This window comes from Stappia albiluteola, from assembly GCF_014050225.1.
GTDB classification, from domain to species: Bacteria; Pseudomonadota; Alphaproteobacteria; order Rhizobiales; family Stappiaceae; genus Hongsoonwoonella; species Hongsoonwoonella albiluteola.
In genome coordinates, this window is record NZ_JACFXV010000029.1 from 68,489 (window position 1) to 93,537 (window position 25,049).

Below are 25,049 nucleotides of genomic sequence, written 5' to 3' on the forward strand. Positions count from 1 at the left end.
GAGAGTTGTTGTAAAAAGGCAACGGGAGCGGCAGTTTGCCGCAGCCAATCCACTTCGACGCTGGCGCACTCGGGGGAATTGTGTATTTTCACAACCCTCGTTGTCGCCGCTCCTTGCGGTGTTTTCGCGGCGAGATCGTCAACCGGCTTCAGGCTGCAACAGGAGCGACTGCATGATCACCATGTACGTACACCGCACCGGCGGCATGTCGTCCTTCGGCCTTTCCCGATTCATTCCGGGTTATCGCAGGCGGGCCTGACCGACCGACGAGCCTCTGATCGCTTCAGCGGGATGAGGCCAGAACTGCCCGTAAATAGCGGGCTTTCCCTCTCAAAATATCTCGCATAGCCGGCCTCCGGCCAATTCGCCCACGTGCGCATTCCTTCGGTCCGTTAACCTGCAATGATTGGCAGGCGACCGGAGAGAAGCTGCAAGGGGTCGCCTTTCGACAGGGCTTCCTTGCAGAGAAACCGCGCAAACCAGGCGGATGCGGGTTCCGACCCGTTTTCCCGGCGGCCGAATTTCCTTTCAGCACCGGCAGTTCAACGCTGCCGGACGAAAAAGAGAGTTCGCCATGTTGTTCCCTTTATCGATGAGGTCCGATACCGAGCCGGACAGACCCGACATCGACATACGTCGCCAGTTGGAAAGAGTGCCGGATCAAAGCCGGGCCGAAACCGTCCGCAGGGCTGCCTTGATCTTCGCGGGGGCTGCCGTCGCCGTGCTTCTGGGGGCTGTGCTTCTGTTCGTGCCGATCCTGATCGGCGAGCTGTCGCGCGTGGATGGCGTGCTCACGGCAACCGGCATTGAATCGGCCGCCGATTTCGCCGCCCGGCTGAGAAGTCTGTTCTACGGCGCTGTCATCGTCTCGTCGGCGATCATATCTTTCATCATGTCGTTCCTGCTCGCGCCCTTCGAGCCGCGGTTCCATACCCCATCGGATTACCGGTTCGGGCTTGAACGGAGGCCTCGCAGAACGGATGCGTTTCCCTATCGTTCGGGCGCTTCCGAGTTTAAGAGGCAGGTTGGCATTCAGTGAGACGAGCATGATGACCCGGATGGCATTTGTCGTCCGGGCCGTGCTCCGGGAGTAGGTTTCATGTTCGCTCTCTTCGAGCGCCTCGTTGATCCGTTTCGTAGCGCCGGGCCCGAGGGACCGCCGCCCGATACGCTGATGGGCTTCTGCTGGCACTATACCAAGCCTGTCTGGCCGATCCTGGCCGCGGTTTCAGTGCTTGCGGCGCTCGTCGCCATCTTCGAGGTGATGGTGTTTTCCTTCCTCGGCGACCTCGTCAACTGGCTGTCGGAAGAAAACCGGGAAACCTTTCTGACGAACAATGCCGGGCAGCTGCTCTGGATGGCGGTGGTGATCCTCGTCATCCTGCCACTGCTGGCGGGTTTCTATGAGCTGGTCTTTCACCAGGGACTGATCGGCAACTACCCGATGAGCGTGCGCTGGCGCGTCCACCGCTATCTTCTGCGCCAGAGCATCGGGTTCTATCAGAACGATTTTGCCGGCCGCATCGCCACGAAGGTGATGCAGACGTCGCTTGCTGTACGGGAAGTGGTGACCCGGATGGCCGACATCGTCGTGTACGTCACGGTCTACTTCACGTCGGCAGTCGTGATCGTGGCGGAGGCCAATCCGGTTTTCGCGACGCCGCTGCTGCTTTGGCTTGCGGCCTATGTTGGTGTGCTGACCTACTTCGTGCCGCGGCTGAAGGCGATCTCCAAGGCGCAGGCAGATGCGCGCGCGGTGATGACGGGCGATGTGGTCGATGCCTATACCAACATAACCACCGTAAAGCTGTTCTCGCACGCGGCACGGGAAGAAGCCCACGCCAAGCGTTCGATGACAGCCTTCCTGAAGACCGTCTACGGCCAGATGCGGCTGGTGACGGTGCTGAATTTCACCCTGACCGCCATCAATACGTTGCTGATCTTCGCAACCGGCGCGCTGGCAATCATCCTCTGGCAAGCCAGTACGTTGACGACCGGCGCCATCGCGGTCGCCATTGCGCTGGCGCTTCGCCTGAAGGGCATGTCGGAATGGATTCTCTGGGAAGTCTCCGGACTGTTCGAGAATATCGGAACTGTCCAGGACGGTATTTCGACGATCTCGCGCGAAAGGGAAGTGGTGGATGCCGCTGATGCTCGACCGCTTGTCGTGGGCGAGGGCGGCATCCGTTTCGAGAAAATCCGGTTTCACTACGGCAAGGAAAAGGGCGTTATCGAAGACCTGTCGCTTGCGATCCGGCCGGGCGAGAAGGTCGGCCTTGTGGGCCGCTCCGGCGCCGGCAAGTCGACGCTCGTCAGCCTGCTTCTGCGTTTCTACGACCTTGAAGGCGGCCGCATCCTGATCGACGGGCAGGATATTTCTGCGGTCACGCAAGAATCGCTGCGTGCCGAGATCGGCGTCGTCACTCAGGATACCTCGCTCCTCCACCGCTCCGTTCTTGAGAATGTCGTCTACGGCAAGCCGGGCGCCGGCATCGAGGACGCGATGAGGGCGTCAAAACGGGCGCATGCCGATACCTTTATCACCGGACTGGAGGACCTGAATGGTCGCAAGGGCTTTCATGCCCATGTCGGGGAGCGGGGCGTCAAGCTCTCCGGCGGGCAGCGTCAGCGGATCGCCATTGCCCGCGTCTTGCTGAAGAACGCGCCGATCCTCGTGCTCGACGAGGCAACCTCCGCGCTCGATTCCGAGGTGGAGGCCGCAATCCAGGAAAGCCTCGTCGAATTGATGCAGGGCAAGACGGTGATCGCGATCGCGCACCGGCTTTCCACGATCGCGGCGATGGACCGGCTGATCGTCATGGACGGCGGCCGGATCGTCGAAGAGGGGACGCACAAGGAACTGGTGGCGCGCGGTGGCCTTTACGCGGACCTCTGGAAGCGTCAGTCGGGCGGGTTCATCGATGCGGCCGCGGTGGCGTGAGGGGCGAACGGCGTCCCTCACACCTTGCGCGCGAACACCACTTCGTCATGGATCGGGATGCCGTATTCGCCGGTCAGCGGGATCTCCGACTTGACCTTTCGTTCTTCGTCGATGACGCCCGGATTGACCTTCTCCAGGCGAAAGCCGCGCCGCTGATAGAAACGGAAGGCGTCGAGATTGTCGTTGGATGTGCGCACGCTGACGCGCCGCATGCCATTCTCGACAGCTGCGCCTATAACTGCGTTCAGCAGGAGCGTGCCTATGCCGCTCTGACGGCTGAGCGAATCGAGTGTCAGGATCTCCCATTCGTCCGGGCGATGGATGACTGTCACAAGGCCGACAATCTCGTCACCGTCATGGGCGATAAAGCCGGGTAGCCGAGACGCATCGACCATCTCTCCGTCGAGAAGCTGCATCGGGCTCGTCCATCGCCGTGTCAGCAGATCGACGACTGCCTGATGATCCGCCTCTTCGATCGTTCGGATGGTTACGGCCATTCGGGTCTCCGTCAAGGATGATCGATCGACGCGATCGGTGTCTGCCTCGATAATGCTCGTCGAAGGCAATGGTCATGAGACGTCAGTCACCTCGCACTTGCAATGCCTGATTGGGGGGACGGAGCGAGGAGTTAGGACAGGTCGCTACGGGCGCCCCCATTCGATCTCGCGTATCAGGCGCTCGCCGGTAACGATGACTGCTACGGCTTCGCCGAAGCCCGGGCCGGAAATCGCCACGTAAGCCCATCCGAGATCTCCCGGCTTTTTCTGCGGCCAGTCATCCAGAAAATTCATGACTTCGACGGTGTCCGGCGGCCCGTCGCCGTAGTCGGTCATCTCATCGAATTCCCGCTGAAGGTCTGCCTCGGTGAAATCTGCCTTGAGCGTCGCGGCCAGCAAGCCACGGGCACCGGCAAAGTCGCCGTCGCAGAGCGCCTTCGCGAATGTCAACGCTGCCTTGCAGGTCGGATTATCAGAGAAGTCAGTTTGCGGCATCGGAACCTGGTTCCTTTGCTGTCTGGAAGGTTGAAAGCGGTATTGAACTAACCAGTCGTTGAGCTATGCCGCCGGTCCCTATCGTTTCAAGATGCGGTCGAGAACGTCTCCCCGGCTCTGCCAGTGTGCTCGTTCGAGTTCCGGGTCGCTATGTTCTTCCTGCGGGTAGCCGAGACACAGATAGGCGATAAGACGCCAGCCGCGTTCGACTTGCAATGCCTCGGTCACGACCTCGGGTTCGAGGATCGAGACCCAGCCTAGGCCAATGCCTCGTGTCCGGGCGGCAAGCCAAAGTGTGGAAATGGCGCAAACGACGGAATAGGCGAGCATTTCTGGCATCGTATGCCGGCCGAGCCCGAAACCCTGTCCGGTCGCCTCGTCGCAGAAGACGGCGATGTGGACCGGTGCGTCGTCGAGTCCGGCAAGCTTCAGCCGCGCGTAAGCCGCAGCCCGCTCGCCGTCGTAGCTGGCGAGCGCTTTCGCATTGGCCCGCAGGAAGCTTTCCCGCACGGCGCGGCGCCTTTCCTCGCTTTCCACCAGCACGAAGCGCCAGGGCTGGCTGTTGCCGACGGAGGGTGACATATGCGCCTGCGACAACAGTTCCTCGACAAGGCCCTCGGGGAGTGGCGTCCTCAGAAAACGGCGCACGTCCCGCCGCCAGTGAAGCAACGTGTCGAACTGTGCCTGGAAAGCTTTCGAGAAAACGGGCGGACGGTCGTATGGGCTCGCCCGCCCGCTGCCGAGGGGAGGGCGTCGTCCTCCCTTCTTGTCCGCCGGCACGCCGTCAGTGCCCCGGGAAGGCCGCGAGTGTACGCACCGGCACGCCAAGGGCTTCGATCTTCGCCCTGCCGCCGAGATCCGGAAGGTCGATGATGAAGCAGGCCGCGATCACCTCGGCTCCCATCCGCTGCAGGAGCCTGGTTGCCGCTTCCGCCGTGCCGCCCGTGGCGATCAGGTCGTCCACCAGGATTACGCGGTCGCCCGGCTTGATCGCGTCCTTGTGCATCTCCATTTCGTCGATGCCGTATTCAAGCGAGTAGGCGATGCGGACGGTTTCGTGCGGCAGCTTGCCCTTCTTGCGGATCGGCACGAAGCCCGCGGAAAGCTGATGCGCCACCGCTCCGCCGAGAATAAATCCGCGCGCTTCGATCCCGGCGACCTGGTCGATCTTGGAGCCGGCCCACGGCTGCACGAGGGCATCCACGGCACGCCTAAAGGCGCGTGCATCGCCGAGCAAGGTCGTGATGTCGCGAAAAATGATGCCCTTTTTGGGATAGTCGGGGATCGTGCGGATCGCCTTGACCAGTTCTTCGGAGATGCTGTCCGCACCCATTGCCCGCCTCGCAGTGTTCTTGTCTGTCGTGCCTTCTGCATACACAGCACTGGCCTAGTCAGGGAAGCGTCGACGAGCTTTAAGCGCGAATTTTATCGGTGGAGCACCCGTCCCGCGACAGCGTCGAGCTTCGCGACGAGTTCGGGATCGCGAGCCTCCGGTGCAGTGAGGATCGCGTAATCGAGCGCGGTGTCGGAGCCGATCGGACAGGCTTCGTGCTCGCGGGGGATATCCCGGGCCAATCGGGCAAGGAGGCGCTGGGCATTGGCGGCATTATCCCTGAGGACTTTCAGGATCTTCTGGATATCGACCTCGCCATGGTCGGGATGCCAGCTGTCGTAGTCCGTGACCATGGCGACGCTGGCATAGCAAAGCTCCGCCTCGCGGGCGAGTTTGGCCTCGGGCATGTTGGTCATGCCGATGACGTCGCATCCCCATTCCCGGTAGAGCCGGCTTTCGGCAAGCGATGAGAATTGCGGGCCTTCCATCGCGAGATATGTCCCGCCGCGCCGGCAGGCAAGCTTCTCCGTCCGTGCCGCGGCTTCCAGATGATCGATGAGGCGCGGACTGACCGGATTGGCCATCGATACATGGGCGACCAGACCCTTGCCGAAAAAGCTCTTCTGGCGGGCTGTCGTGCGATCGATGAACTGATTGACCAGAGCGAAGGTTCCCGGGGCCAGTTCTTCCTTGAGCGAGCCGCAGGCGGAAACGGACACGAGGTCGGTGACGCCGGCCCGCTTCAACACGTCGATATTCGCACGGTAATTGATATCTGAAGGCGAATAGCGATGCCCTCGGCCGTGGCGTGGCAGGAAAACGACCGGAAGCCCGTCGATCTCGCCGAATCGAAGGGCGTCCGATGGTTCGCCCCATGGGCTCTCGAGCCTCCGCCATTCGGCGCCAGCAAGACCCGGCAGGTCGTATATTCCCGAGCCGCCGATCACGCCGAGTATGGTTCTTGCCATGGTCGATACGTCCTTCCTTCTTCGGGCCGTAAAGGACAAGAAGGCTCATGTTCGCCCGGGTCAATTAAAAAAGGCCGCCGGATTTCTCCGGCGGCCTTCTGAGCAAGGGCGTTATCGGCGATCAGTGATCGACCTTGCGCCAGATCTTCTGCTTCGTGAAGTAGAGCAGCGAGCCGAAGATGACGAGGAAGGCCATCACGCGGAAGCCGATCTTCTTGCGCTCTTCGAGCTTGGGCTCTGCGGCCCACATCATGAAGGCGGAGACGTCACGCGCGTACTGGTCGACTGTCATGGGCGTGCCGTCCGTGTATTCGACGAGCTCGTCGGACAGCGGAGGCGCCATGGCCAGCGTCTTTCCAGCCAGGAAGTGCGGGTTGTAATATTGCCCGGCCGGCACCTCGACGCCCTCCGGCGCTTCTTCCTCATACCCGGTCAGGAGCGCGTAGATATAGTCCGGCCCCTGCTCCTGGTACTGCGTGAAGGCGTCGAAGACGAACGCCGGGAAGCCGCGGTGTGCCGCCCGAGCCTTCGCGAGAAGCGAGAAGTCCGGCGGATAGGCGCCGCCATTGGCAGCGCGCGCCGCCTGCTCGTTCGGGAACGGCGAGGGGAAGTGATCGGCGAGAACGGCGGGGCGCTCGTACATGTCGCCTTCGTCGTTAGGTCCGTCGGTCACCGTGTATTCGGCCGCGATGACCTTCGCCTCTTCCTCGGTGAAGCCCGGTCCGCCCGGCTGGGCCAGGTTGCGGAACGCGACGAACTTCAGCGCGTGGCAGGACGAGCAGACTTCCTTGTAGATCTTGAATCCGCGCTGCAGCTGGGCCCGGTCGTAGGTCCCGAAGGGACCGGAAAAGGACCATTGCTGCTTTTCGATATGAGGCGCTTCGCCTTCCGCGGCGAACGCCGTCGCGGAGAAGGCAAGGGCGGCGACCGCAACGAGCGCGCGAGCGGTTTTGACCATTCCTGTCATGTCATCAAACTCCGATCTCGCTCGCGATCACTTGGTTTGCGGTCCGGCAACGGCACCGGCCGGCTGGCCAGCGCCGAGCACCGCTTCCGAAATCGAGGCCGGCAGCGGCTTCGGCTTCTCCAGGAAGCCAAGCAGCGGCAGGATGATCAGGAAGTGGGCGAAGTAGTAGGCCGTCAGGATCCGCGACAGGATCACGTAGATACCTTCCGCAGGCTGCGAGCCGAGATAGCCGAGGCCGATGCAGACGGCGCCGAATATCCAGAAGAACTGCTTGAAGAGCGGACGGAACGTCCCCGAACGCACCTTCGAGGTGTCGAGCCACGGCAGGACGAACAGCACGGCGATCGAGCCAAACATCGCAATCACGCCGCCAAGCTTGTCCGGGATGGCCCGCAGGATCGCGTAGAAGGGAAGGAAGTACCATTCGGGCACGATGTGGGCCGGCGTCACCAGCGGATTGGCCTCGGTATAGTTGTCCGGATGGCCCATGTAGTTCGGCACGTAGAAGGCGAACCAGGCGAAAAGGATCAGGAAGACGACGATCGCGAACAGATCCTTGACCGTGTAGTACGGATGGAAGGGGATCGTGTCCTGCTTGGTCTTCGGCTGGACTCCGGTCGGGTTGTTGTTGCCGGTGGTGTGGAAAGCCCACACATGCAGCAGAACCACGCCGAAGATCATGAACGGCAGCAGGTAGTGCAGCGAGAAGAAGCGGTTCAGGGTCGGATTGTCGACGGAGAAGCCGCCCCACAACCACGTGCGGATCTCTTCGCCGACCAGCGGAATGGCAGAGAAGAGATTGGTGATAACGGTGGCGCCCCAGAAGGACATCTGGCCCCAGGGAAGCACGTAACCCATGAAGGCGGTTGCCATCATGATGAGGAAGATGATCACGCCAAGGATCCACGAAATCTCGCGCGGCGCCTTGTAGGAGCCGTAATACATGCCGCGGAAAATGTGGATGTAGACGGCGATGAAGAACATCGAGGCGCCGTTGGCGTGCAGATAGCGCAGCAGCCAGCCGAAGTTCACGTCGCGCATGATGTGCTCGACGGAAGCGAAGGCGTTCGCCGTGGACGGCGTGTAGTGCATCACCAGAACGACACCGGTGAGGATCTGCGCGATCAGCACCATGAAAAGGATGCCGCCGAAGGTCCACCAGTAGTTGAGATTCTTAGGCGTCGGAAAATCGACGAAGGAACCGCGGATCAGCGAGATCACCGGCAGACGGCTTTCAAGCCATTTGGCGGCCGCGCTCTGCGGTACGTAGTTGGAATGTCCAGCCATGGCTGTCTCCTAAAACCCCTGTTTGACCTCAGCCGACCTTGATCGTTGTGTCGGAGACGAATTCGAACGGCGGCACGAGGAGGTTCTCGGGAGCCGGCCCTTTGCGGATGCGGCCTGCGGTGTCGTAGTGCGAACCGTGGCAGGGGCAGAACCAGCCGCCGAAGTCGCCCTGTTGGCCGAGCGGCACGCATCCCAGATGGGTGCAGATGCCGACCATCACGAGCCAGGGCTCCTTCTCGGGCGCTGCGCGGTTGGTGTCACTCGCTTCCGCGTCGGCCGGAAGATTGGAGTTGCGCGCCAGCGGATCGGGCAATTCGCCGACCGGGACGGACTTCGCCTCCTGGATCTCCTCCGCGGTACGGTTGCGAATGAAGACCGGCTTGCCACGCCACTTCACGGTAATCGACTGGCCTTCCTCGACCGCCGAAACGTCCACCTCGATCGAAGCCAGCGCGAGCGCCGAGGCATCGGGGTTCATCTGATCAACAAAGGGCCATGCAAGCGCCGCAGCGCCGACCGCCCCAACCGCACCGGTCGCGATATAGAGAAAATCGCGGCGTGTAGGTTCGACCGTATCCTGCTGTGCCAAGGTCGCGTCCTCTTCAAACAGTTCGTGCTCTAGACGATAGGTGCCTCAGACCGAATTGCCCTGAACGATCAGCCCGCCACAATCCGCCATTCCCGGTGGAGATACCGGGTTGGCGGCCGGGCAGGCCGACAGAGCTATTGGTTGCGTCAAATCAGCACCCTAACAAGCGGTGGGTCTTTTTGCATCGTTCCCGCCTGTTGTCCAGATCGCCTTTGGCCGGAATGACGCTTTGTCGCGGTTGTGCGTCATTTTTCCATCGCCTTTTCGCCGTGCCCCGGCCGAACGGACAACCTGCTGCCGCGGAAGGTTGGCCGCGACGGTTCAGGTAACGGATGTGTCTTCCAACGCCACGAAAACCCGCCCTTCGAAGGAAAAGACGGCTTCTCCATTCTGGTTCACGCCTTCGTTGTGACTGAAAAGCAGACCCCAGCCCGGGCGGGAGCGGCTCGGCTGCACCTTCAGTGCCGTGGTGAAATAGGAGATCGTGTCGCCGGCAAAGACCGGCTTCAGCCACTTGAGGTCTTCAAAGCCGGGCGAGGGGCCCAGTATCGGGTATCGTCCGCCGTTGCGACGTGCCTCTTCCGCCGCGTGCTGGTGATAGGCGACCATCAGTTTCATCCATACGGCCGCCGTATGCCATCCGGAGGCGCAAAGCCTGCCGAAATGCGTCTTTGCCGCGTCTTCTTCCGAGAGGTGGAACCGCTGCGGGTCGTAGGCGCAGGCAAATCGCACGATATCGTCGGCGGTGAAGGTGAAGCTGCCGAGCGCGATGCGTCGGCTTTCTGCGCCAAGCAGCACCTCGCTCATGCCGCCGTCTCCCGGCACCCGAACATGATCGCATTCTCCTGGGTCATCACCTGCGTGTCATCCGCTCGTGCGATGGTGAAGACAAAGCGTACAATGCCAAGACCGGGCCTGGATTTCAGGATGCGGGTATCAATGACCTCGGCGCTCATTTTCAGTCGGTCACCGGGCCGGACCGGGCTGATCCATCTCACCTTGTCGACGCCGGGAGAGCCGACGCAACTGGAGGCAAGGAGCAAGCCGTCGCAAAGCTGGCGCATCAGCATCGCTATCGTGTGCCAGCCCGAGGCGGCAAGGCCACCCAGCATGGACTGCTTGCCGGCTTCCTCGCTGAGGTGAAAAGGCTGAGGGTCGAACTCGCGGGCAAAGGCTATGATTTCTTCGGCCGTGACGTGTTTTTCGCCGAGATCGAACCTCTGGCCGACCGTGAAATCCTCAAAGTGGCGGAATGTGCTCATGAGGCCGTTTTAGAGGCAATTCGGATCCCCTGTCGAGGTGATCAGTTGGCTTGGAACCCGCAGTAGCGGCAGCTCCGTGCTTGAGGTCGCTCCGTCGGCGGTGATATCCAGACATTATGATAGAAACAGCCTGGGTTGGCGTTCGAACTCGCTCCATTTTCCGCACCGAGGACCGACTTCTTGCTGAAGGCTTTCGTGATCAATCTGGATCGCCGGCCGGATCGCCTGGCGCAGGTGAGCGACCTGCTTGGTGCCGCCGGTATTGATTTCGAGAGATTTGCCGCTTTTGACGGCGAGGCGGCCCTGGAGAAGGAAGGCTTTCCCGATTTTGCTCCGGGGTGTCTCGGACCTTCGGAGATCGGCGTCTTTTGCAGCCACTTCAGCCTGTGGCGACGGCTGCTTGCCTCCGATGAGAGCCATATGGCGATCTTCGAGGACGACATCCTGATTTCCCCGCGCCTTGCCGGCCTGCTCGGGGACCCGGGCTGGATAGACCCGCGGGCGGAAGTCGTCCGACTGGAGAGTTCACCGAAGCCGGCTCTCCTGGGGCGGCCCGCGCCTGTCGGCACAAGCAGCCTTCGCGCGGCCAGGCTCAGAAACAGGCAATACGGCTCGGCCGGATATATCCTGTCGCGCGAGGGGGCCGAAAGACTGTGCGGGTCCTATCTATCGACCCGGATTCAGGTCGATTACCTGCTTTTCGATCCGGAGGCGGCGGGGCGCAATGCACCGCTCCATGTGCTGCAGATCGAACCCGCCCTCGTCATTCAGCGGCAATTCGCGGATCCGGCCAAATTCGGCCGGGACAGCGACATCATGTCGGACCGCCTGATACGGGAAGGGCGTCGGGCTGAGGTTCAACGCAAGCGGGATACATCTTCCCTGCCGCGCAAGCTCGTCTACGAGGCCGGCGATATCATGCTCATGGCGCGCCGCGTGCCCGGCAATGTCTGGCGCAGGCTGACGGCGCGAGAAGTGGTGGTTCCCTTCGACGGCACGCTCACGTAACTCAAACAGGGCATGCTCTTACGTGTTGAACTTGAAGAGCATCACGTCGCCGTCCTTTACGACGTATTCCTTGCCTTCGTCGCGCGCCTTGCCGGCTTCCTTGGCCGCCGTTTCGCCTCCCAGCGTCACGAAGTCGTCGTAGGCGATCGTCTGTGCGCGGATGAAGCCACGCTCGAAATCCGTGTGGATCACGCCGGCGGCTCCCGGCGCCTTCGTCCCCTTGACTACAGTCCAGGCCCTGGCTTCCTTCGGGCCCGCGGTGAAATAGGTGATCAGACCCAGGAGTTCGTAGCCGGCGCGGATCAGCCGGTCGAGGCCGGGTTCGTCCAGACCGAGGGATTCCAGGTATTCGGCCTGTTCCGCATCGGCAAGCTGGGCGATTTCCGCTTCGATCGCGGCAGAAATGACGACGGCGGCAGCCCCTTCGGCTTTGGCCTTTTCGATGACGCGGGTGGAGAGTTCGTTGCCTGTCGCCGCCGAGGCCTCGTCCACATTGCAGACATAGAGAACCGGCTTTGCCGTCAGCAGGTTGAGGCCGTCGAGGATCTTGCGTTCCTCTGCAGAGTGAAGTTCCAGCCGGCGGGCGGGCTTGCCGTCCTGAAGCAGGGCAAGCGCGGCTTCCATGATCGGCAGGACGGCCTTGGCCTCCTTGTCGCCGCCGGATGCCTTCTTGCGCAGCGGCGCGATCCTGCGCTCCAGGCTTTCCATATCAGCGACCATCAACTCGGTCTCGACCGTATCCGCATCGGCGATGGGGTCGATCTTGCCGTCGACATGGGTGATGTCGTCGTCGGCGAAGCAACGCAGCACATGCGCGATAGCGTCGACTTCGCGAATGTTGGCTAGGAACTGGTTGCCGAGGCCTTCACCCTTGGAGGCGCCGCGAACGAGGCCGGCAATGTCGACGAAGGTGAGCCGAGTCGGCACGATATTGGCGCTGCCGGCGACCTTGGCAATCGCGGTCAGGCGCGGATCAGGCACGGCCACGTCGCCGGTATTGGGTTCGATCGTGCAGAAGGGATAATTGGCGGCCTGCGCAGCGGCCGTGCGCGTCAGGGCATTGAAAAGAGTGGACTTGCCGACATTCGGCAGGCCAACAATACCGCACTGGAATCCCATTTAGTCCGATCCTTTCGATCCAAATAGCTTTTTGAGCGCATCCGCGAACGGACCGCCTGGCTTGGGGCCTTCCACGCCCGTGCCTGCAGGCCGTGTGTCCTGATCGGCCGGCTTGTCCTTCGCCGCCTTCGCAGGGCCGGGCTTGGGCGTCTTTGCCGCTTTCGGCCGCGCTGGTTCCAGCGCGAGATGCAGGCGATTGGCGAACTGGGCGTCCTGGCCGGAGGCGATCAATCCCGCTTCTGCGGCAATCGCATCGAGCATCGGCTCGAGCCAGGCGTTGTCCGCCTTGGCAAAATCGCCCAGCACCCAGTGCGTCACGCGATCCTTCGACCCCGGATGGCCGATGCCGATCCTGAGCCGGCGGAAATCCGGGCCGACATGAGCGGAGATTGACCGGATGCCGTTGTGTCCCCCGTGGCCACCGCCCTGTTTCATGCGCAGCTTGCCGGGGGGCAGGTCAAGTTCGTCATAGATGACGCAGATATCGGCGGGAGCGATCTTGAAGAAGCGCGCGGCCTCGCCGACGGCGCGGCCCGACTCGTTCATGTAGGTCTGCGGCTTGATCAGCAGCACCTTCTGCCCGTCGAGTATTCCCTCGGAGACCTCCGACTGGAAGCGGGCGCGCCAGGGAGTGAAGGAGGCATGGCGGCGGAAGATGGCATCCGCCGCCATGAACCCGACATTGTGGCGGTTGCGCTCGTATTTCTGGCCGGGATTGCCAAGGCCGACGATGAGTCGCATCGGGTCTCTTACCGGATGAGCGCAGCCGGAAGGCGTGCGGATTAGTCTTCGCCGTTACCTTCGTCCTCGCCTTCGCCTTCTTCAGCCTCTTCCTTGAGGCCGGCCGGCGCGGCGATGGTGGCGATGGTAAAGTCGCGATCCGTGATCGTCGGCTTGCAGCCCTTGGGCAGGGCGACCGCCGAGATGTGGATGGAGTCGCCGGCCTGCGCATTGGCGAGATCGATTTCGATCGCGTCCGGAATGGCGTCGGCGGGAACCGTCATTTCGATCGCATGGCGCACGACGTTCAGGACGCCGCCGCGCTTGATGCCCGGGCAGATTTCCTCGTTGAGGAAGTGAACCGGGATTTCGACCGTCAGCGTCGCGCCGGAGGCGACACGCAGGAAGTCGACATGCATCAGGTCGTCGCGGACCGGATCGAGCTGGTAATCCTTGGCGATGACGCGGTGTGTCTCGCCGTCGACCTCGATCGAGCCGAGATGGGTCATGAAGCCGCCCTTGTGTAGCAGGACGGTCGTTTCCTTCACCGGAATGGCGATCGGGAGGGCGGGTTTCTTGTCGCCGTAGATCACGGCGGGAATCAGGCCTTCGCGACGAAGCGCACGAGCGGCCCCCTTGCCCACACGATCACGCGGCGAAGCCTTGAGCTCATAGCCAACAGCCATGGCGGTACTCCTTCGGGTGGTGACGTGAAAAAGCCGACGGAAAAACCGGTAAGTTCCATTGAGCGTACCGGCCCGCCAGCCTGCCCGCGTATCTCCTCCAGGGGTGAGAATACGCGCGGGCGACCTATAGCCGAAGGGTGAGCAAAGGGCAAGACGCGTTCCCTTTCCCGTCATTACGCCACGCAATTGACACGTCCGCTGGAGCGGGTCACGGTCTGCGCTCGACAGGAACTGCCGCGGTCACGAGGCAGGCGAGCGGGAGGATACGAAATGGCTGCGTGGAGAATGCTGGCAGGCCGGCTTGGAAAGGCGTTGCTTCTAACGGCCGCCGTCGCGGTTTCAACGGCCGGTGCGGCCTCGGCCGCCGAAAAGATCAAGGTAGGGGCGCTCCGCCTCGCTTCGCATGCGCCGAGCTTCATTGCCTTCGAGCGCGGCTATTTCGCCGATCAGGGGCTGGATGTCGAGTTCGAATATTTTCAGGCCGCCCAGCCAATGGCCGTTGCGATCGCATCCGGTGACGTGGACTTCGGTATCACCGCTATTTCAGGCGGACTGATCAATCTCGCCGAAAAGGGCGCTGTGAAGGTCATTGGCGGTGCGTTGAGCGAGGAGGAAGGGATTCCTGGCCAGAAGATCCTTGTTTCGAAAAAGGCTTACGAGGAGGGGGTGACCGCGCCCTCGTTCCTGAAAGGCCACAGCTTCGGCATCACGCAGACGGGCTCGTCCTTCCACTACATGGCGCACAAGATTGCAGAGAAGGAAGGAATTCCAGCATCGGAGATTCCCCTGAAACCTCTGCAGAAGGTAGGTGCGGTCATTGGCGCGTTGAAGAGCGGGCAGATCGACGCCTGGGCGATCGTGCCCAACATTGCCGAAACGCTGGTGCAGAGCGGCGAGGTGATGGAGATCGGTCAGGTTGCCGATTACATTCCCGGCTACCAGGTGACGACCGTTTTCACGTCCGCGAAAATTGCCTCCGAAAACAAGGATCTCGTAAAGCGCTTCCTCGCCGCGTTTTCCAAGGGAGCGGCGGACTTCAATGCAGCACTCGTCGACAAAAGCGCCGGCGAAGACGAAGCAGAGGCGGTGCTGCAGCTGATTCATAAATACGTCAGCGCCGACCAGCCCTTCGAGAAGGTGGCGCCGGCCATTCGCAGCGGAGCCATGCGCATCAATGGCGATGCCGCGCTGAACCTCGAAAGCGTGAAGGACCAGCTTGCCTGGTTCCAATCCGAAAAGATGGTCTCCGACACCATCACGATCGATATGCTGGTCGATCCGAGTTTCGTCGAAACCTATTGATGGGAAGGAGCGGGGCGGGAGGTGCCCGCCTCGCGCTTTGAGGTTCATGGATCTGATTCTGCGGGGCGTCAGCCACGGCTACGATCGAACGGAGGTCCTCGCCGATATCTCCATCGAGATAGCCGCGAAGGAAATCGTCTGCATCATCGGCCCTTCCGGATGCGGAAAATCGACGCTGTTGCGGCTGATCGGCGGCCTGGAGCACCCGAAGGCGGGTGAGGTGCTGATGCGGGGCGAGCCGCCGTCTGGCTCGCTCAACCCTCTCACCTATGTGTTTCAGGATTTCGCCTTGCTGCCCTGGCGCAGCGTGGAGGGCAATATCAGCCTCGCGCTGGAGGACCACCGGCTTTCGGCCGCCGAGCGTTCGGCGATCATCGACGATGTGCTTCGCCGCACCAAATTGACCGACTTTCGCAAGGCGCTGCCGCGCCAGCTTTCCGGAGGCATGAAGCAGCGGGTCGCAATCGCGCGTGCCCTGAGCGTTCGGCCCGCAGTCATGTTGATGGACGAGCCGCTGTCCGCTCTCGACAGCCAGACGCGCGAACTGCTGATGGACGACCTCATCGACCTGTGGCAGCGGGAAGCGTTCACCGCCTGCTATGTCACCCACAATCTGGCCGAGGCCGTGCGCCTCGGTCACCGTATCGTCGTCATGTCGCGTCGACCCGGCCGGATCCGCGAGGTGGTGGAGATCGATGTGCCGCTGGGCGAGCGCATGCGGAACTTGGCGCTTATGGAAGAGCGCCAGCGGCATTTGTGGGAGTTGATGCGTGAGGAAGCGCTAGCGGCGGATCGGGAGCTTGCCGATGTCGGCTGATGTGGAAGCAGGCTCGTTCGGCCGGCCACCGGAAATGGAGACAGTCCGGCCGGTTCCCTATCGCGGCGGCGGCTTTCGCCCGCGTCCGGTCCGCTTTGTCGCGCCGCTCGTCTTCGCGGTCCTGATCGTGCTGTGGGAGATGGGGTCGCGCAGCGGGCTGATCAGCAGTCTCGTCCTGCCAGCGCCATCCGAGGCGTTCGAGGCATTTCGCTATCTCGCCGAGAGCGGGCTCCTATGGCAGCATCTGAGTGCGTCCCTTTATCGATTGATTTTAGGATGGACTTTCGGGTCGCTGCTGGGGATGGCGGTCGGCATGTCGATCGGCCTTTTTTCGCTCGCGCGGGCCGGTCTCCTGCCGCTCGTTTCCGCGCTCTTTCCGATTCCGAAAATCGCGCTCTTGCCTCTTTTCGTCATCTGGTTCGGCATCGGCGAAGGGTCGAAGGTTGCGACCATTCTTTTCGGCACCTTTTTTCCAACCGTGATTGCGACCTACGGCGGCGTGGACAACGTGGATCGGGCCCTCATCCGCATGGGCCAGTCGTTTGGCCTGTCTTGGTGGTCGATCCTGCGGAAGATCATCATTCCCGGCGCCTTGCCGGCGATACTCTCCGGCTGTCGGATATCCGCGTCGATTGCCATCATCCTGCTCGTTGCGGCCGAGATGATCGGGGCCGAGTATGGCGTCGGCGCCTATATCCTCACGGCCGGAAGTCTGATGGCGACCGATCAGCTCATCGCCGGCGTCGCGCTTCTTTCGGCAATGGGCCTGGCAGTGGGCTGGCTGATCGGGCGTGCCGAAGCTGTGCTGCTTCGCTGGCGCGGATAGCATTGCCTCACGGCGTCGTGACTTAGGGTTGATATTAAATGATCTGGCCGCCCCCATGGTGCCGGCATTGAGCTGTCACGCGACCGCAGCGAATTTCGATCTATCGATCAACAGACTGATTTTACTGAATATTTCTATGATGTGCAGCGTGCGAACGGCGCTTTGCACGAATTTGCATTGGTTACGTCCTGTGCCGTACCGCTACCGCCGATGTTGCCATTTGGTGATTGTTGCGAGGCCCGGCAATTGCGATCTGGTGGGCGCTTAAAGACTACGAAATGAGTTGCGGATAGCCATTGGTCCAGGAATTGCGGGACAGATTTTATGAAGCGCGGAATATTGTTGGTTGTGTTGATCTGCCTTGCGGCGCTGGGCAGTTTAGGTGGTACGCACTTCCTGTATGCCAGATTTATCGACGCATGGAACGACAAGCAGGTCGGCGAGCTTACACAGCGTGCGATAACCCGCGCGGAACTGGCTGTCGATCAGGCCGTCATCACCTTGGGCGATCTACTTGCCGAGGGTCATTTTTCCTGCGATCCGGCATCTCTATCCATTATCCGCCGGGCCGTTTTTTCCACCGGTGCAATCAAGAATATCGTCGTTGCGGACCATCGCGGTTCGTGCCAGGCATTCGACCATGCCGGATTCAGCGACATCAGCGAGGTGCTCAGCGCTCCGCGCCTTGTATCGCGCAATCCGCGGATCAGCCTGTTCGAAACCCGGCAGGACGGAAAACCCGGCCTTGGCGTTTCCTGGAGTTTCGAGGAAGGCGCCGAAGCCGCTGCCATCCTTGTTACGGATAGTCTGCTTTTCGACATCCTGCCGGCCGAGCTGCGCGACTTCGGTGAGGTGACCCTTCTTCTGGAGGGCCATCGGCAGGTCGCCTCCTACCGGCCGGAAATCAGTTCGATCGGCGGGCGGCGCGAGTTCGACGATATACGGCAGGCCCGCTCTCCACGCTATCCCTTGATATCGGTTCTGGGTCTTGACCGGAATGTGCTTGCGGCCTGGAACCAGGACGTTCCGATCTTCGTCGACATTGTCGCCATTGCCTTTGCGGCGGTGTTGGGTGCGGTAATGGGCCACTTGCTGATGCGTCCGCAATCAGCTGAGGCCGAGTTGCGCAAGGCCTTGCGGTTGGGCGAGATCCGTCCCTATTTCCAGCCGATCATCTCGCTGGGCTCAAACGAGATCGTCGGCTGCGAGTTGCTGGCCCGGTGGATCAAGCGCGACGGCACCATGGTCTCACCCGCCCAATTCATTCCGCTTGCCGAATCGAGCGGCCTTATCGACGGCGTTCTTGAAGCGGTAATCTGCGGTGCCGGTCCTCAACTGACGGAAATGCTCGCCGAAAGGCCCAACCTCAAGCTCAGCTTCAACGTCACGCCGGAGCAGTTCCTCGGGGCGGCATTCGTCACGCGACTTTGCGAGCTGGTTCATCGTGCCGGACTTGCCCGGGCACGCCTTGTCGTGGAAGTCACGGAGCGCCAGCAAATTACCGATTTCGCCCGTGCGCGCCAGGTGACATCGGAACTGCGCGAGCATGGAATCACCGTGGCGATCGACGACGCAGGCACCGGTCACAATGGCCTCTCTTCCCTGCAGACGCTGGGCGCAGCCTATGTGAAGATCGACAAGCTATTCGTGGATGCGGTCGCCACGGACCATAGGACGCGCACGCTCGTTGAAATGTTTGTCACCGTCGCACGCGAATTCGGCATGATGACGGTGGCCGAAGGCATTGAGCAGGCCGAACAGTTGGCGGTGCTCAAGGCCCTGGGCGTTCAGGAAGGTCAGGGTTTTCTGTTCTCCAAACCGTTGCCCGTTGAGGACTTCATCGACCTGCTGCGAAAGAGCAATCGCGGCGGCAAGATCGTTTCGCTCGACGGGCCTCGTCCGCTTGGTTCGTCGCCGTCTGGTCAAAGCCTGGTCCGAAGCCCGGATTCCCGCCCGCTTGGCGCTCCGGAGGGGCCACATATCAAGTGCTGCAGTTGACCGATCCATTGCTGCTACATGCAAAAAAAGGCCCGCAGGAATGTTCCTGCGGGCTTTTTCATCCGTATATCCGGCAGCTGGCCACCTGCCGATATCAGTTGAAGAGGCTTGAAACCGATTTTTCCAATGCGGTCCGGTTAATTGCTTCGCCCATCAGGGGCGCAATCGAGATCGTGCGGATATTCGGAGCGGCGAGTACGGCGGCCGTCGGTTCGATGGAATTGGTTATGACCAGTTCCTTGAGCTTCGACGCGGAAACGCGGGCAACGGCCCCGCCCGAGAGAACGCCGTGGGTGATATAGGCGGTCACCGATTTTGCGCCCTTGTTCAGCAGCGCTTCCGCTGCGTTGCAAAGTGTGCCGCCCGAATCAACGATGTCGTCGACCAGGATGCAGTCGCGGCCGGAGACGTCGCCGATGATGTTCATCACTTCGGATTCGCCAGGGCGTTCGCGCCGCTTGTCGACGATGGCGAGCGGAGCGTCGATGCGCTTGGCAAGTGCGCGCGCGCGCACCACGCCACCGACATCGGGCGAAACCACCATCGCCGTACCTTGCTCGTAGCGCTCCTTGATGTCGCGTGTCATCACCGGCGCGGCATAGAGGTTGTCCGTCGGTATATCGAAGAAGCCCTGGATCTGGCCGGCATGGAGATCGAGCGTAAGGACGCGGTCGGCGCCGGCATGGGTGATCAGGTTGGCGACCAGCTTGGCGGAGATCGGTGTGCGCGGGCCGGGCTTGCGATCCTGCCGGGCATAGCCGAAATAGGGAATCACGGCTGTGATGCGGCGCGCGGAGGAGCGGCGCAGCGCATCGATCAGGATCAGCAGTTCCATCAGGTGATCGTTTGCCGGATAGCTGGTCGACTGCAGGACGAACACATCCTCGCCGCGCACATTTTCCTGAATCTCGATGAAGATTTCCTGGTCGGCGAAGCGACGAACCTGGCAGCTTGCCAGGGGTACGTCGAGATAGGCCGAGATTTCCTCGGCAAGGGCGCGGTTAGAGTTGCCTGCGACGATCTTCATAGCCCGCAAGTCCTTTATGTGAGATGCCGAAGCTCTTTGCGCCCTCGGCAGCGGTACGACAGGGACACAGTCTCATTATTGCCGTTCGGTTCGCGCCGCGGGACCGATTCCCCGGCCTGGCCGATCGGACGTCTCGTTTTCATGCCTGCCGAGGTCTATCCGCCGCGGAAAATCCGCTCCGCCATCGGGAAACCATTGCCGGCCTGCCTCGCCCACCCCCGGCGGGCGGCGGCGTTTTAGCAACCGAACCGCGAGCCGACAACCAATCAGATGCGTTTCGGAGTGTTTTTTGCGAATTGAAGCTGTTTCAACGCCGACAAGGTGAATTCGGGCAACGCTCCAGCGGTTTGGCTTAAACGGCTTCATCGTCGGCCGACCGTTGAAACGGAAGGCGGTGTTACCGATAGGCCCAGGCACGCAGCGATGCGATAGCACGCTGCGCCGTGCGGCGCAGCGTCTCGGAATCGATGCCGGACCATGGGTCGCCGGCCGAACCCGGAGCGCTTTCCTGTCCGACGATGCGATGGACGCGGTTGCCGGCATTGTCGACCACATCGAAAACGTAGAACAGCGTGATCGAGGAACTGTCACCGGTCGCCGACAGATAGCCATTGATGCGGTAGGTGGCCGGGGCGCCGATGCGGCGCACAAGCGTTAGCCCCTGGGCATGAGCTTCATTGCCGAGATAGCCGGACAGTTCATCGGCTATATTGCCCGGTGCCCCGGTAAAGGGCTCGAAGGCGTAGGAAATCTTGTCGGGCGCGACCGTGGGCGGCGTGGAGATGACGGCGCCGCGAGTGGCCGCGGTTTGACTGACGATCTTGCCCGGAGGTGTCGTATCGTTGGCGCAGGCCGCCACCAACAGGGCCGAGGACAGGGAAAAAACGAGTGGGATAAAGCGGCGGGAGCAGTCTGAAGATCTTTTGCTGTCGGTCAATCGGATCATGGTGTCTCGCCGGTCACTCATTTCTGTCATCGCCACACTTGCCCGGAACCCGAATGTGCTCCACGGGCCGGAGGTTGCCGGGATGCTGGCAGATGTTCGTTTATCCCGCCTTTACAGGCAGGTCGAGAGAGAGTTTGGATAGCCGTTCTGGCGCCCCCTCGCTCGTCAGATAGGTGTGGCCCAGGGACATGGCGGTTCCGCTCTCCGAATCCATCAGGATCATGTGCATGAATATCACCATGTTCGGGACGATCTCGGCCGGATTGGCATGATAGGCCATGGGCCAGTCCATCCAGCTTGGCGTGAAGCGGGCGCCCAGCGAATAGCCGCAGGCATTGAGCCTGTGTGCGAGGAAGCCCCGGTCGTCGATCGCGCGCGCATGGGCATCGAAAAGATCGCCGAAAGTATTACCCTGCACCATGGTGTCCTCGATCGCCTGCAAGGCTGCGTGAGCCGCATCATGCAAGGCGACGTGTTGCGGCGTCGGCTCGCCGATGACGACCGTGCGCATAAGTGCCGAGTGGTAGTGCCGATAGACGCCGGCAAATTCCAGCGTGACCTGATCCTGGGCACTGAACTGCCTGCGGCCGGACTTGTAGCGGCAAAGGAGGGCATCCCGCCCGGAGCCGATGATGAACTCGTTGCCCGGATAGTCGCCGCCTCCTTCGAAGATCGCGCCCTGCATGGCGGCGAGCACCCGGCCTTCGTCTGCGCCCGCCTTTATTTCGGCGAAGCCTGCCTCGTAGGCCGCGTCGGCAAGGCGAGCGGCCTCGCGCACATAGGCGATTTCCGCCGGGCTCTTTACCGAGCGTAGCAGCGGGACGAGGGAGGAGGCATCGTCAAGATCGGCGAAGGAATGGAGCGTTTGGTCCAGCTCCCGGCCGAGTTTTGCCGTCAGACCGTGCGTGTCGTATTCCACGCCGAGGCGGCTGCCCAGAAGGTCCATCTCGAACAGCAGGTCGCGCAGCTGGCCGGTCGGCGATGCCCCGCCGCGGTCGACCCAGATCCGGATGTCCGAGACGATCGAGGTGTGCCTTGCCTGGCGCAGGTCGGCGGAACGGGTCAGCAATACCACCCGCCCGTCGCGCGTCACCACCATGCACTGGAAGAAGCAGAAGCCGAAGCTGTCGTATCCCGTCAGCCAATACATGCTTTCCTGAGCGAAAAGCAGCATGGCATCGAGGCCCTCATCCGCCATGAGGGCGCAAAGCGACGTCAGTCGGGAAGCATATTCTTCGCGGGTAAAATGCAGCGCCATCGCCGTATCCCCTGAAATGCGCGGGCCTTCGCGCCGAATCGACCCGGCTCCGCTCAATCGTCCTTCAGCACGATGGCCGACATCAGCCGGCCGTAATCGGCTTCGCCGCGATGTGTTGCGCGGCGATAGGAAAAGAACCGTTCCTCGTCGCCGTAGGTGCAAAGGTCGAGATTGCCTGCCTTCTTCACACCTGCGGTGCGCAAGCGCCCGACAATATAGGCCGGCAGATCGAACATCGCATGTCCGGTGCGTTCGGACGGCGAAAAGTATCGATCGCTTCCCTGATCTTGCGAAAGGAACCGGTCGACGAATTCGCCGCCGACTTCGTAGGCGCTTGCGGAAATCGTCGGCCCAAGTACTGCGGTAACGCGATCATTTCGCGCGCCAAGCGATTCCATTGCTGCAAGCGTCGCCTCCAGCACACCGTGAAGCGCGCCGCGCCATCCGGCATGGGCGGCGCCGATCACCCGCGCTTCCGGATCGCAGAAGAGGACGGGGCCGCAATCCGCCGTCGATATTCCCAGCGCCAGCCCGGGCTTGGCCGTCACCAGGGCGTCGGCCTTCGGCCCGCTGCCCGGCGCCCATGCATCATCGGCGATAGTCACCTCGGCGGAATGGAATTGATGCGGGGAAACCAACCGCTCCGGCGATGCGCTCAGCTTGCCGGCAATCCGGCGGCGGTTCTCAAGCACTGCAGCGCGGTCGTCGTCGGAACCAAGTCCGATGTTCAGGCTGCCGTAGATGCCCTGCGATATGCCGCCCTGCCGTGTGAAATAGCCATGCGCGATGCCAGGGATCGCTGCAAGGTCGGGCGCCTCGATCATTCCACCACTCCGAGCGAATCCGTTCACCCCCAAATCCTCTCGGGGGGAGGGAAGGGATCGTGCAACCCCGCGCTTCACCTGTCAAACGGCGGCAAGGCGAATCCGCCTGACGAAATCGCGAGTACCTTGAAAAGGTCGCCCATCGCCTGCGGCGCTGCAAGCCGCTCCACCTCGCCACGAATACGTTCCTGCACCTCTGCGGATTTGCCCGTGCCGAGCTGGCCCGCGCGTTCGAGCAAACCCAGATCGAGCAGGAAATTGCCCTGCGTCGTCGGGCCGTGGACGGTTGCGCCGCCTTGCCGGAAGGAGCGGCCGAGCGTGTCGAAATTGACATGTGCGGTGAGGTCGGCCTCGCCAGCCTTTTCCAGCACGGAGAGCGGCTTGTGCCGGTAGAGCGCCTGCAGCGTATCGCCCGGCCCGCCCGTCTCGTATCCGTAGTCGATAACGAGCCCGACGCCGCCCGAAGCCGTGATGCGCGCTCCAATAGCCTCCGCGATCGCATTGGCGGCTGGCTGGGTTTCGAGAATGCTGCCTTCCGGCGCGCCTTTGGCTGTTTCCGGCACGTCGGCGGCTGCCAGTCCCGTCGGGCCGAGGCCGAATGCGAAACGACCGTCGTCATCGAGGCCGATCATTCTTTCCCGCCACTCGCCTCCCGCAAGCACATATTGGCGGATCGGCAGGGCGTCGAAAAACTCGTTGGCGACCAGAAACAGCGGCGCGTCTTCGGGCACTGAGTCCAAATGGTCGGCAAACGCCGGTTCGAGAGGTGCGTTGGCCAGCGTCGCCGCCTGGATGTCGCGCAGTCGCCGGCTCGTTTCGACGAGGTGCAGTCGTGCCGCCCTGATGAATTGCGGATCGAGGCGTGCGACGCGCAAGGCATCCGCCATCAGCGTGCCGCGTCCCGGCCCCAGTTCCACAAGGTGGAAGGGGGAAGGCCGGCCGGCAAGGCGCCAGGCATGGACGAGAAAGCCGCCGATGAGTTCTCCGAAGAGCTGACTGATTTCGGGGGCGGTAATGAAGTCGCCCGAGGCGCCGAACGGCTCGGCCGTCATGTAGTAGCCGTGATCTGGATCGCCGAGACAGGCGGCCATGTAGTCGGCGATGGAGATCGGACCAAGCGACGCGATGCGCTCGGCAAGCCGGCGTCCGAGCGCCGTCTCCTGGACGCTGCCGGTCATGACGGGTTCGGTCCGCTTGCCGGTTTTCGGCGCACGGCCCACAGCGCGAGCGCAAGTCCTGCAAGGATCATCGGCGCGGAAAGCAGCATGCCCATGGTCAGCCCGCCATAGAGATACCCGATCTGGACATCGGGCATGCGGAAGAACTCGGCAATGGTGCGGGCCGCTCCATAGCCGGCGGCGAAAAGGCCAGCCGTCAAGCCGGGGCGCTGCAGCGTGGAGAAGCGGGTAACCGCGAGGCGGATAAGGAGAAACAGCACCACTCCCTCGAGTGCAGCTTCATAGAGCTGGCTGGGATGGCGCGGCTCCGGCCCGCCCGTCGGGAAGGCGATTGCCCAGGGCACGTCGCTTGGCCGTCCCCAGAGCTCGCCATTGATGAAATTCGCGATGCGGCCGAAGAACAATCCGATCGGCGCCACCGTTCCCGCAAGATCGAAGAAGGTCAGCACCGACAGCCCGCGCATGCGGGCAAACAGCACCATCGCCAGGACGGTGCCCAGAAAGCCGCCATGGAAGGACATGCCGCCGGTCCAGACTTTCAATACATCTGTCGGATTGTTGAGAAAATAGACGGGATCGTAGAAGAGCACATAGCCGAGCCGTCCGCCGAGGATGATCCCGAGCGTCGCCCAAAGAACGAAATCATCGATGTCGACAGGTTGGGGACGCGCCATTCCGTTCCACAGCCGTTCGTCGGCGACTTCGCGGCGCATCAGGCGCCACGCCAGCAGGATGCCGGCGATATAGGCAAGCGCATACCAGCGGATCGCGAATGGCCCGAACTCGACCAGCACCGGATCGATGGCTGGGAAGGGCAGGGCGAGAAACGGCATCGATGGCTCCCGGCTGGACTCTTGGGACGGCCGATTGGCCGTGTTCCTGATATTCGCACGGTTTTCCCGCCGCAAGCGCTTGAAGCGGGGTTGCCTGCGCTATCATATAAGCTAGAGACTGTTCGAAAATTCCGACGGGCTCGCGCTGCGGCCTGTATCTGCGCCGCC

26 protein-coding genes are annotated in these 25,049 nt (G+C 62.1%); 7 read left to right on the forward strand and 19 right to left on the reverse strand.

What is annotated here, in order from left to right; all coding sequences use genetic code 11:
• The first annotated feature begins 487 nt into the window (after window positions 1–487).
• Window positions 488–1,039, forward strand: a complete 552-nt coding sequence (locus H2509_RS01190; RefSeq protein ID WP_182161471.1) for a hypothetical protein — start codon at window positions 488–490, stop codon at window positions 1,037–1,039.
• Between the two features lie 60 nt (window positions 1,040–1,099).
• Window positions 1,100–2,941, forward strand: a complete 1,842-nt coding sequence (locus H2509_RS01195) for an ABC transporter ATP-binding protein (RefSeq protein WP_182161473.1) — start codon at window positions 1,100–1,102, stop codon at window positions 2,939–2,941.
• A gap of 17 nt (window positions 2,942–2,958) precedes the next feature.
• On the opposite strand, the gene H2509_RS01200 is transcribed toward H2509_RS01195, so the two are convergent.
• The 10 genes from H2509_RS01200 to H2509_RS20785 all read right to left on the reverse strand — a co-directional run bounded on the left by H2509_RS01200 (window position 2,959) and on the right by H2509_RS20785 (window position 10,339).
• The gene (locus H2509_RS01200; protein WP_182161475.1) at window positions 2,959–3,438 is read right to left on the reverse strand and encodes a GNAT family N-acetyltransferase; all 480 of its coding nucleotides are present in this window, start codon (window positions 3,436–3,438) and stop codon (window positions 2,959–2,961) included.
• A gap of 144 nt (window positions 3,439–3,582) precedes the next feature.
• Window positions 3,583–3,933, reverse strand: a complete 351-nt coding sequence (locus tag H2509_RS01205; RefSeq protein WP_182161477.1) for a hypothetical protein — start codon at window positions 3,931–3,933, stop codon at window positions 3,583–3,585.
• A gap of 78 nt (window positions 3,934–4,011) precedes the next feature.
• A complete protein-coding gene (gene bluB, locus H2509_RS01210) occupies window positions 4,012–4,713 on the reverse strand; it encodes a 5,6-dimethylbenzimidazole synthase (protein ID WP_182161479.1) in 702 nt (233 codons plus the stop codon).
• Window positions 4,714–4,717: 4 nt separating this feature from the next.
• Window positions 4,718–5,266 (reverse strand): adenine phosphoribosyltransferase, encoded by a 549-nt coding sequence (locus H2509_RS01215; protein ID WP_182161481.1) that lies wholly within the window; start codon window positions 5,264–5,266, stop codon window positions 4,718–4,720.
• Between the two features lie 92 nt (window positions 5,267–5,358).
• Window positions 5,359–6,234 carry an S-methyl-5'-thioadenosine phosphorylase gene (locus H2509_RS01220; RefSeq protein WP_182161483.1) on the reverse strand — a complete coding sequence of 292 codons (876 nt, stop codon included), beginning with the start codon at window positions 6,232–6,234 and terminating at the stop codon, window positions 5,359–5,361.
• A 121-nt stretch (window positions 6,235–6,355) separates the two neighbouring features.
• A complete protein-coding gene (locus H2509_RS01225) occupies window positions 6,356–7,192 on the reverse strand; it encodes a cytochrome c1 (protein ID WP_408022655.1) in 837 nt (278 codons plus the stop codon).
• A 36-nt stretch (window positions 7,193–7,228) separates the two neighbouring features.
• On the reverse strand, window positions 7,229–8,488 hold the full coding sequence (locus H2509_RS01230) for a cytochrome b (RefSeq protein ID WP_182161487.1): 1,260 nt from the start codon (window positions 8,486–8,488) through the stop codon (window positions 7,229–7,231).
• 28 nt (window positions 8,489–8,516) lie between these two features.
• A complete protein-coding gene (gene petA / locus H2509_RS01235; RefSeq protein ID WP_182161489.1) occupies window positions 8,517–9,077 on the reverse strand; it encodes a ubiquinol-cytochrome c reductase iron-sulfur subunit in 561 nt (186 codons plus the stop codon).
• Between the two features lie 321 nt (window positions 9,078–9,398).
• Complete coding sequence (locus H2509_RS20780; protein ID WP_182161491.1) at window positions 9,399–9,884, reverse strand: MaoC family dehydratase; 486 nt, start codon at window positions 9,882–9,884, stop codon at window positions 9,399–9,401.
• Window positions 9,881–10,339, reverse strand: coding sequence for a MaoC family dehydratase (locus H2509_RS20785; RefSeq protein ID WP_182161492.1), 459 nt, complete (start codon window positions 10,337–10,339; stop codon window positions 9,881–9,883). The genes H2509_RS20780 and H2509_RS20785 overlap by 4 nt, the downstream gene beginning before the upstream one ends.
• Before the next feature lie 180 nt (window positions 10,340–10,519).
• Here H2509_RS20785 and H2509_RS01250 point away from each other — a divergent pair, with 180 nt between their 5' ends.
• The gene (locus H2509_RS01250) at window positions 10,520–11,347 is read left to right on the forward strand and encodes a glycosyltransferase family 25 protein (protein WP_182161494.1); all 828 of its coding nucleotides are present in this window, start codon (window positions 10,520–10,522) and stop codon (window positions 11,345–11,347) included.
• Between the two features lie 18 nt (window positions 11,348–11,365).
• Here H2509_RS01250 and ychF read toward each other — a convergent pair whose 3' ends face one another.
• From ychF to H2509_RS01265, 3 genes are read right to left on the reverse strand one after another with little or no spacing between them, the layout of a single operon-like run.
• A complete protein-coding gene (gene ychF, locus H2509_RS01255) occupies window positions 11,366–12,466 on the reverse strand; it encodes a redox-regulated ATPase YchF (protein ID WP_182161496.1) in 1,101 nt (366 codons plus the stop codon).
• Entirely contained in the window at window positions 12,467–13,207 is a 741-nt protein-coding gene (gene pth, locus H2509_RS01260) for an aminoacyl-tRNA hydrolase (RefSeq protein ID WP_182161498.1), read from the reverse strand.
• A 41-nt stretch (window positions 13,208–13,248) separates the two neighbouring features.
• Window positions 13,249–13,872, reverse strand: coding sequence for a 50S ribosomal protein L25/general stress protein Ctc (locus tag H2509_RS01265; protein WP_182161500.1), 624 nt, complete (start codon window positions 13,870–13,872; stop codon window positions 13,249–13,251).
• A 270-nt stretch (window positions 13,873–14,142) separates the two neighbouring features.
• On the opposite strand from H2509_RS01265, the gene H2509_RS01270 reads away from it, so the two are divergent.
• The 4 genes from H2509_RS01270 (at window position 14,143) to H2509_RS01285 (ending at window position 18,815) form a co-directional block, all read left to right on the forward strand.
• Window positions 14,143–15,174: an ABC transporter substrate-binding protein gene (locus H2509_RS01270; protein ID WP_235974579.1), complete on the forward strand. Its 1,032-nt coding sequence runs from the start codon at window positions 14,143–14,145 to the stop codon at window positions 15,172–15,174.
• 46 nt (window positions 15,175–15,220) lie between these two features.
• The gene (locus tag H2509_RS01275) at window positions 15,221–15,991 is read left to right on the forward strand and encodes an ABC transporter ATP-binding protein (protein ID WP_182161502.1); all 771 of its coding nucleotides are present in this window, start codon (window positions 15,221–15,223) and stop codon (window positions 15,989–15,991) included.
• Entirely contained in the window at window positions 15,981–16,817 is an 837-nt protein-coding gene (locus H2509_RS01280; RefSeq protein WP_182161504.1) for an ABC transporter permease, read from the forward strand. Before H2509_RS01275 ends, H2509_RS01280 begins: the two co-directional genes overlap by 11 nt.
• A gap of 348 nt (window positions 16,818–17,165) precedes the next feature.
• A complete protein-coding gene (locus tag H2509_RS01285; RefSeq protein WP_328804942.1) occupies window positions 17,166–18,815 on the forward strand; it encodes an EAL domain-containing protein in 1,650 nt (549 codons plus the stop codon).
• Between the two features lie 94 nt (window positions 18,816–18,909).
• Here H2509_RS01285 and H2509_RS01290 read toward each other — a convergent pair whose 3' ends face one another.
• The 6 genes from H2509_RS01290 to lgt form a co-directional block, all read right to left on the reverse strand.
• Window positions 18,910–19,842 carry a ribose-phosphate pyrophosphokinase gene (locus H2509_RS01290; protein ID WP_182161508.1) on the reverse strand — a complete coding sequence of 311 codons (933 nt, stop codon included), beginning with the start codon at window positions 19,840–19,842 and terminating at the stop codon, window positions 18,910–18,912.
• A 397-nt stretch (window positions 19,843–20,239) separates the two neighbouring features.
• Window positions 20,240–20,788 (reverse strand): hypothetical protein, encoded by a 549-nt coding sequence (locus H2509_RS01295; protein ID WP_182161510.1) that lies wholly within the window; start codon window positions 20,786–20,788, stop codon window positions 20,240–20,242.
• Window positions 20,789–20,888: 100 nt separating this feature from the next.
• The gene (locus tag H2509_RS01300; protein ID WP_182161512.1) at window positions 20,889–22,046 is read right to left on the reverse strand and encodes a M24 family metallopeptidase; all 1,158 of its coding nucleotides are present in this window, start codon (window positions 22,044–22,046) and stop codon (window positions 20,889–20,891) included.
• 53 nt (window positions 22,047–22,099) lie between these two features.
• Entirely contained in the window at window positions 22,100–22,870 is a 771-nt protein-coding gene (pgeF, locus tag H2509_RS01305; protein ID WP_182161514.1) for a peptidoglycan editing factor PgeF, read from the reverse strand.
• Window positions 22,871–22,944: 74 nt separating this feature from the next.
• Window positions 22,945–24,048 (reverse strand): class I SAM-dependent methyltransferase, encoded by a 1,104-nt coding sequence (locus tag H2509_RS01310; RefSeq protein WP_182161516.1) that lies wholly within the window; start codon window positions 24,046–24,048, stop codon window positions 22,945–22,947.
• Window positions 24,045–24,881, reverse strand: coding sequence for a prolipoprotein diacylglyceryl transferase (gene lgt / locus H2509_RS01315; RefSeq protein WP_182161518.1), 837 nt, complete (start codon window positions 24,879–24,881; stop codon window positions 24,045–24,047). Before lgt ends, H2509_RS01310 begins: the two co-directional genes overlap by 4 nt.
• Window positions 24,882–25,049: the final 168 nt, after the last annotated feature.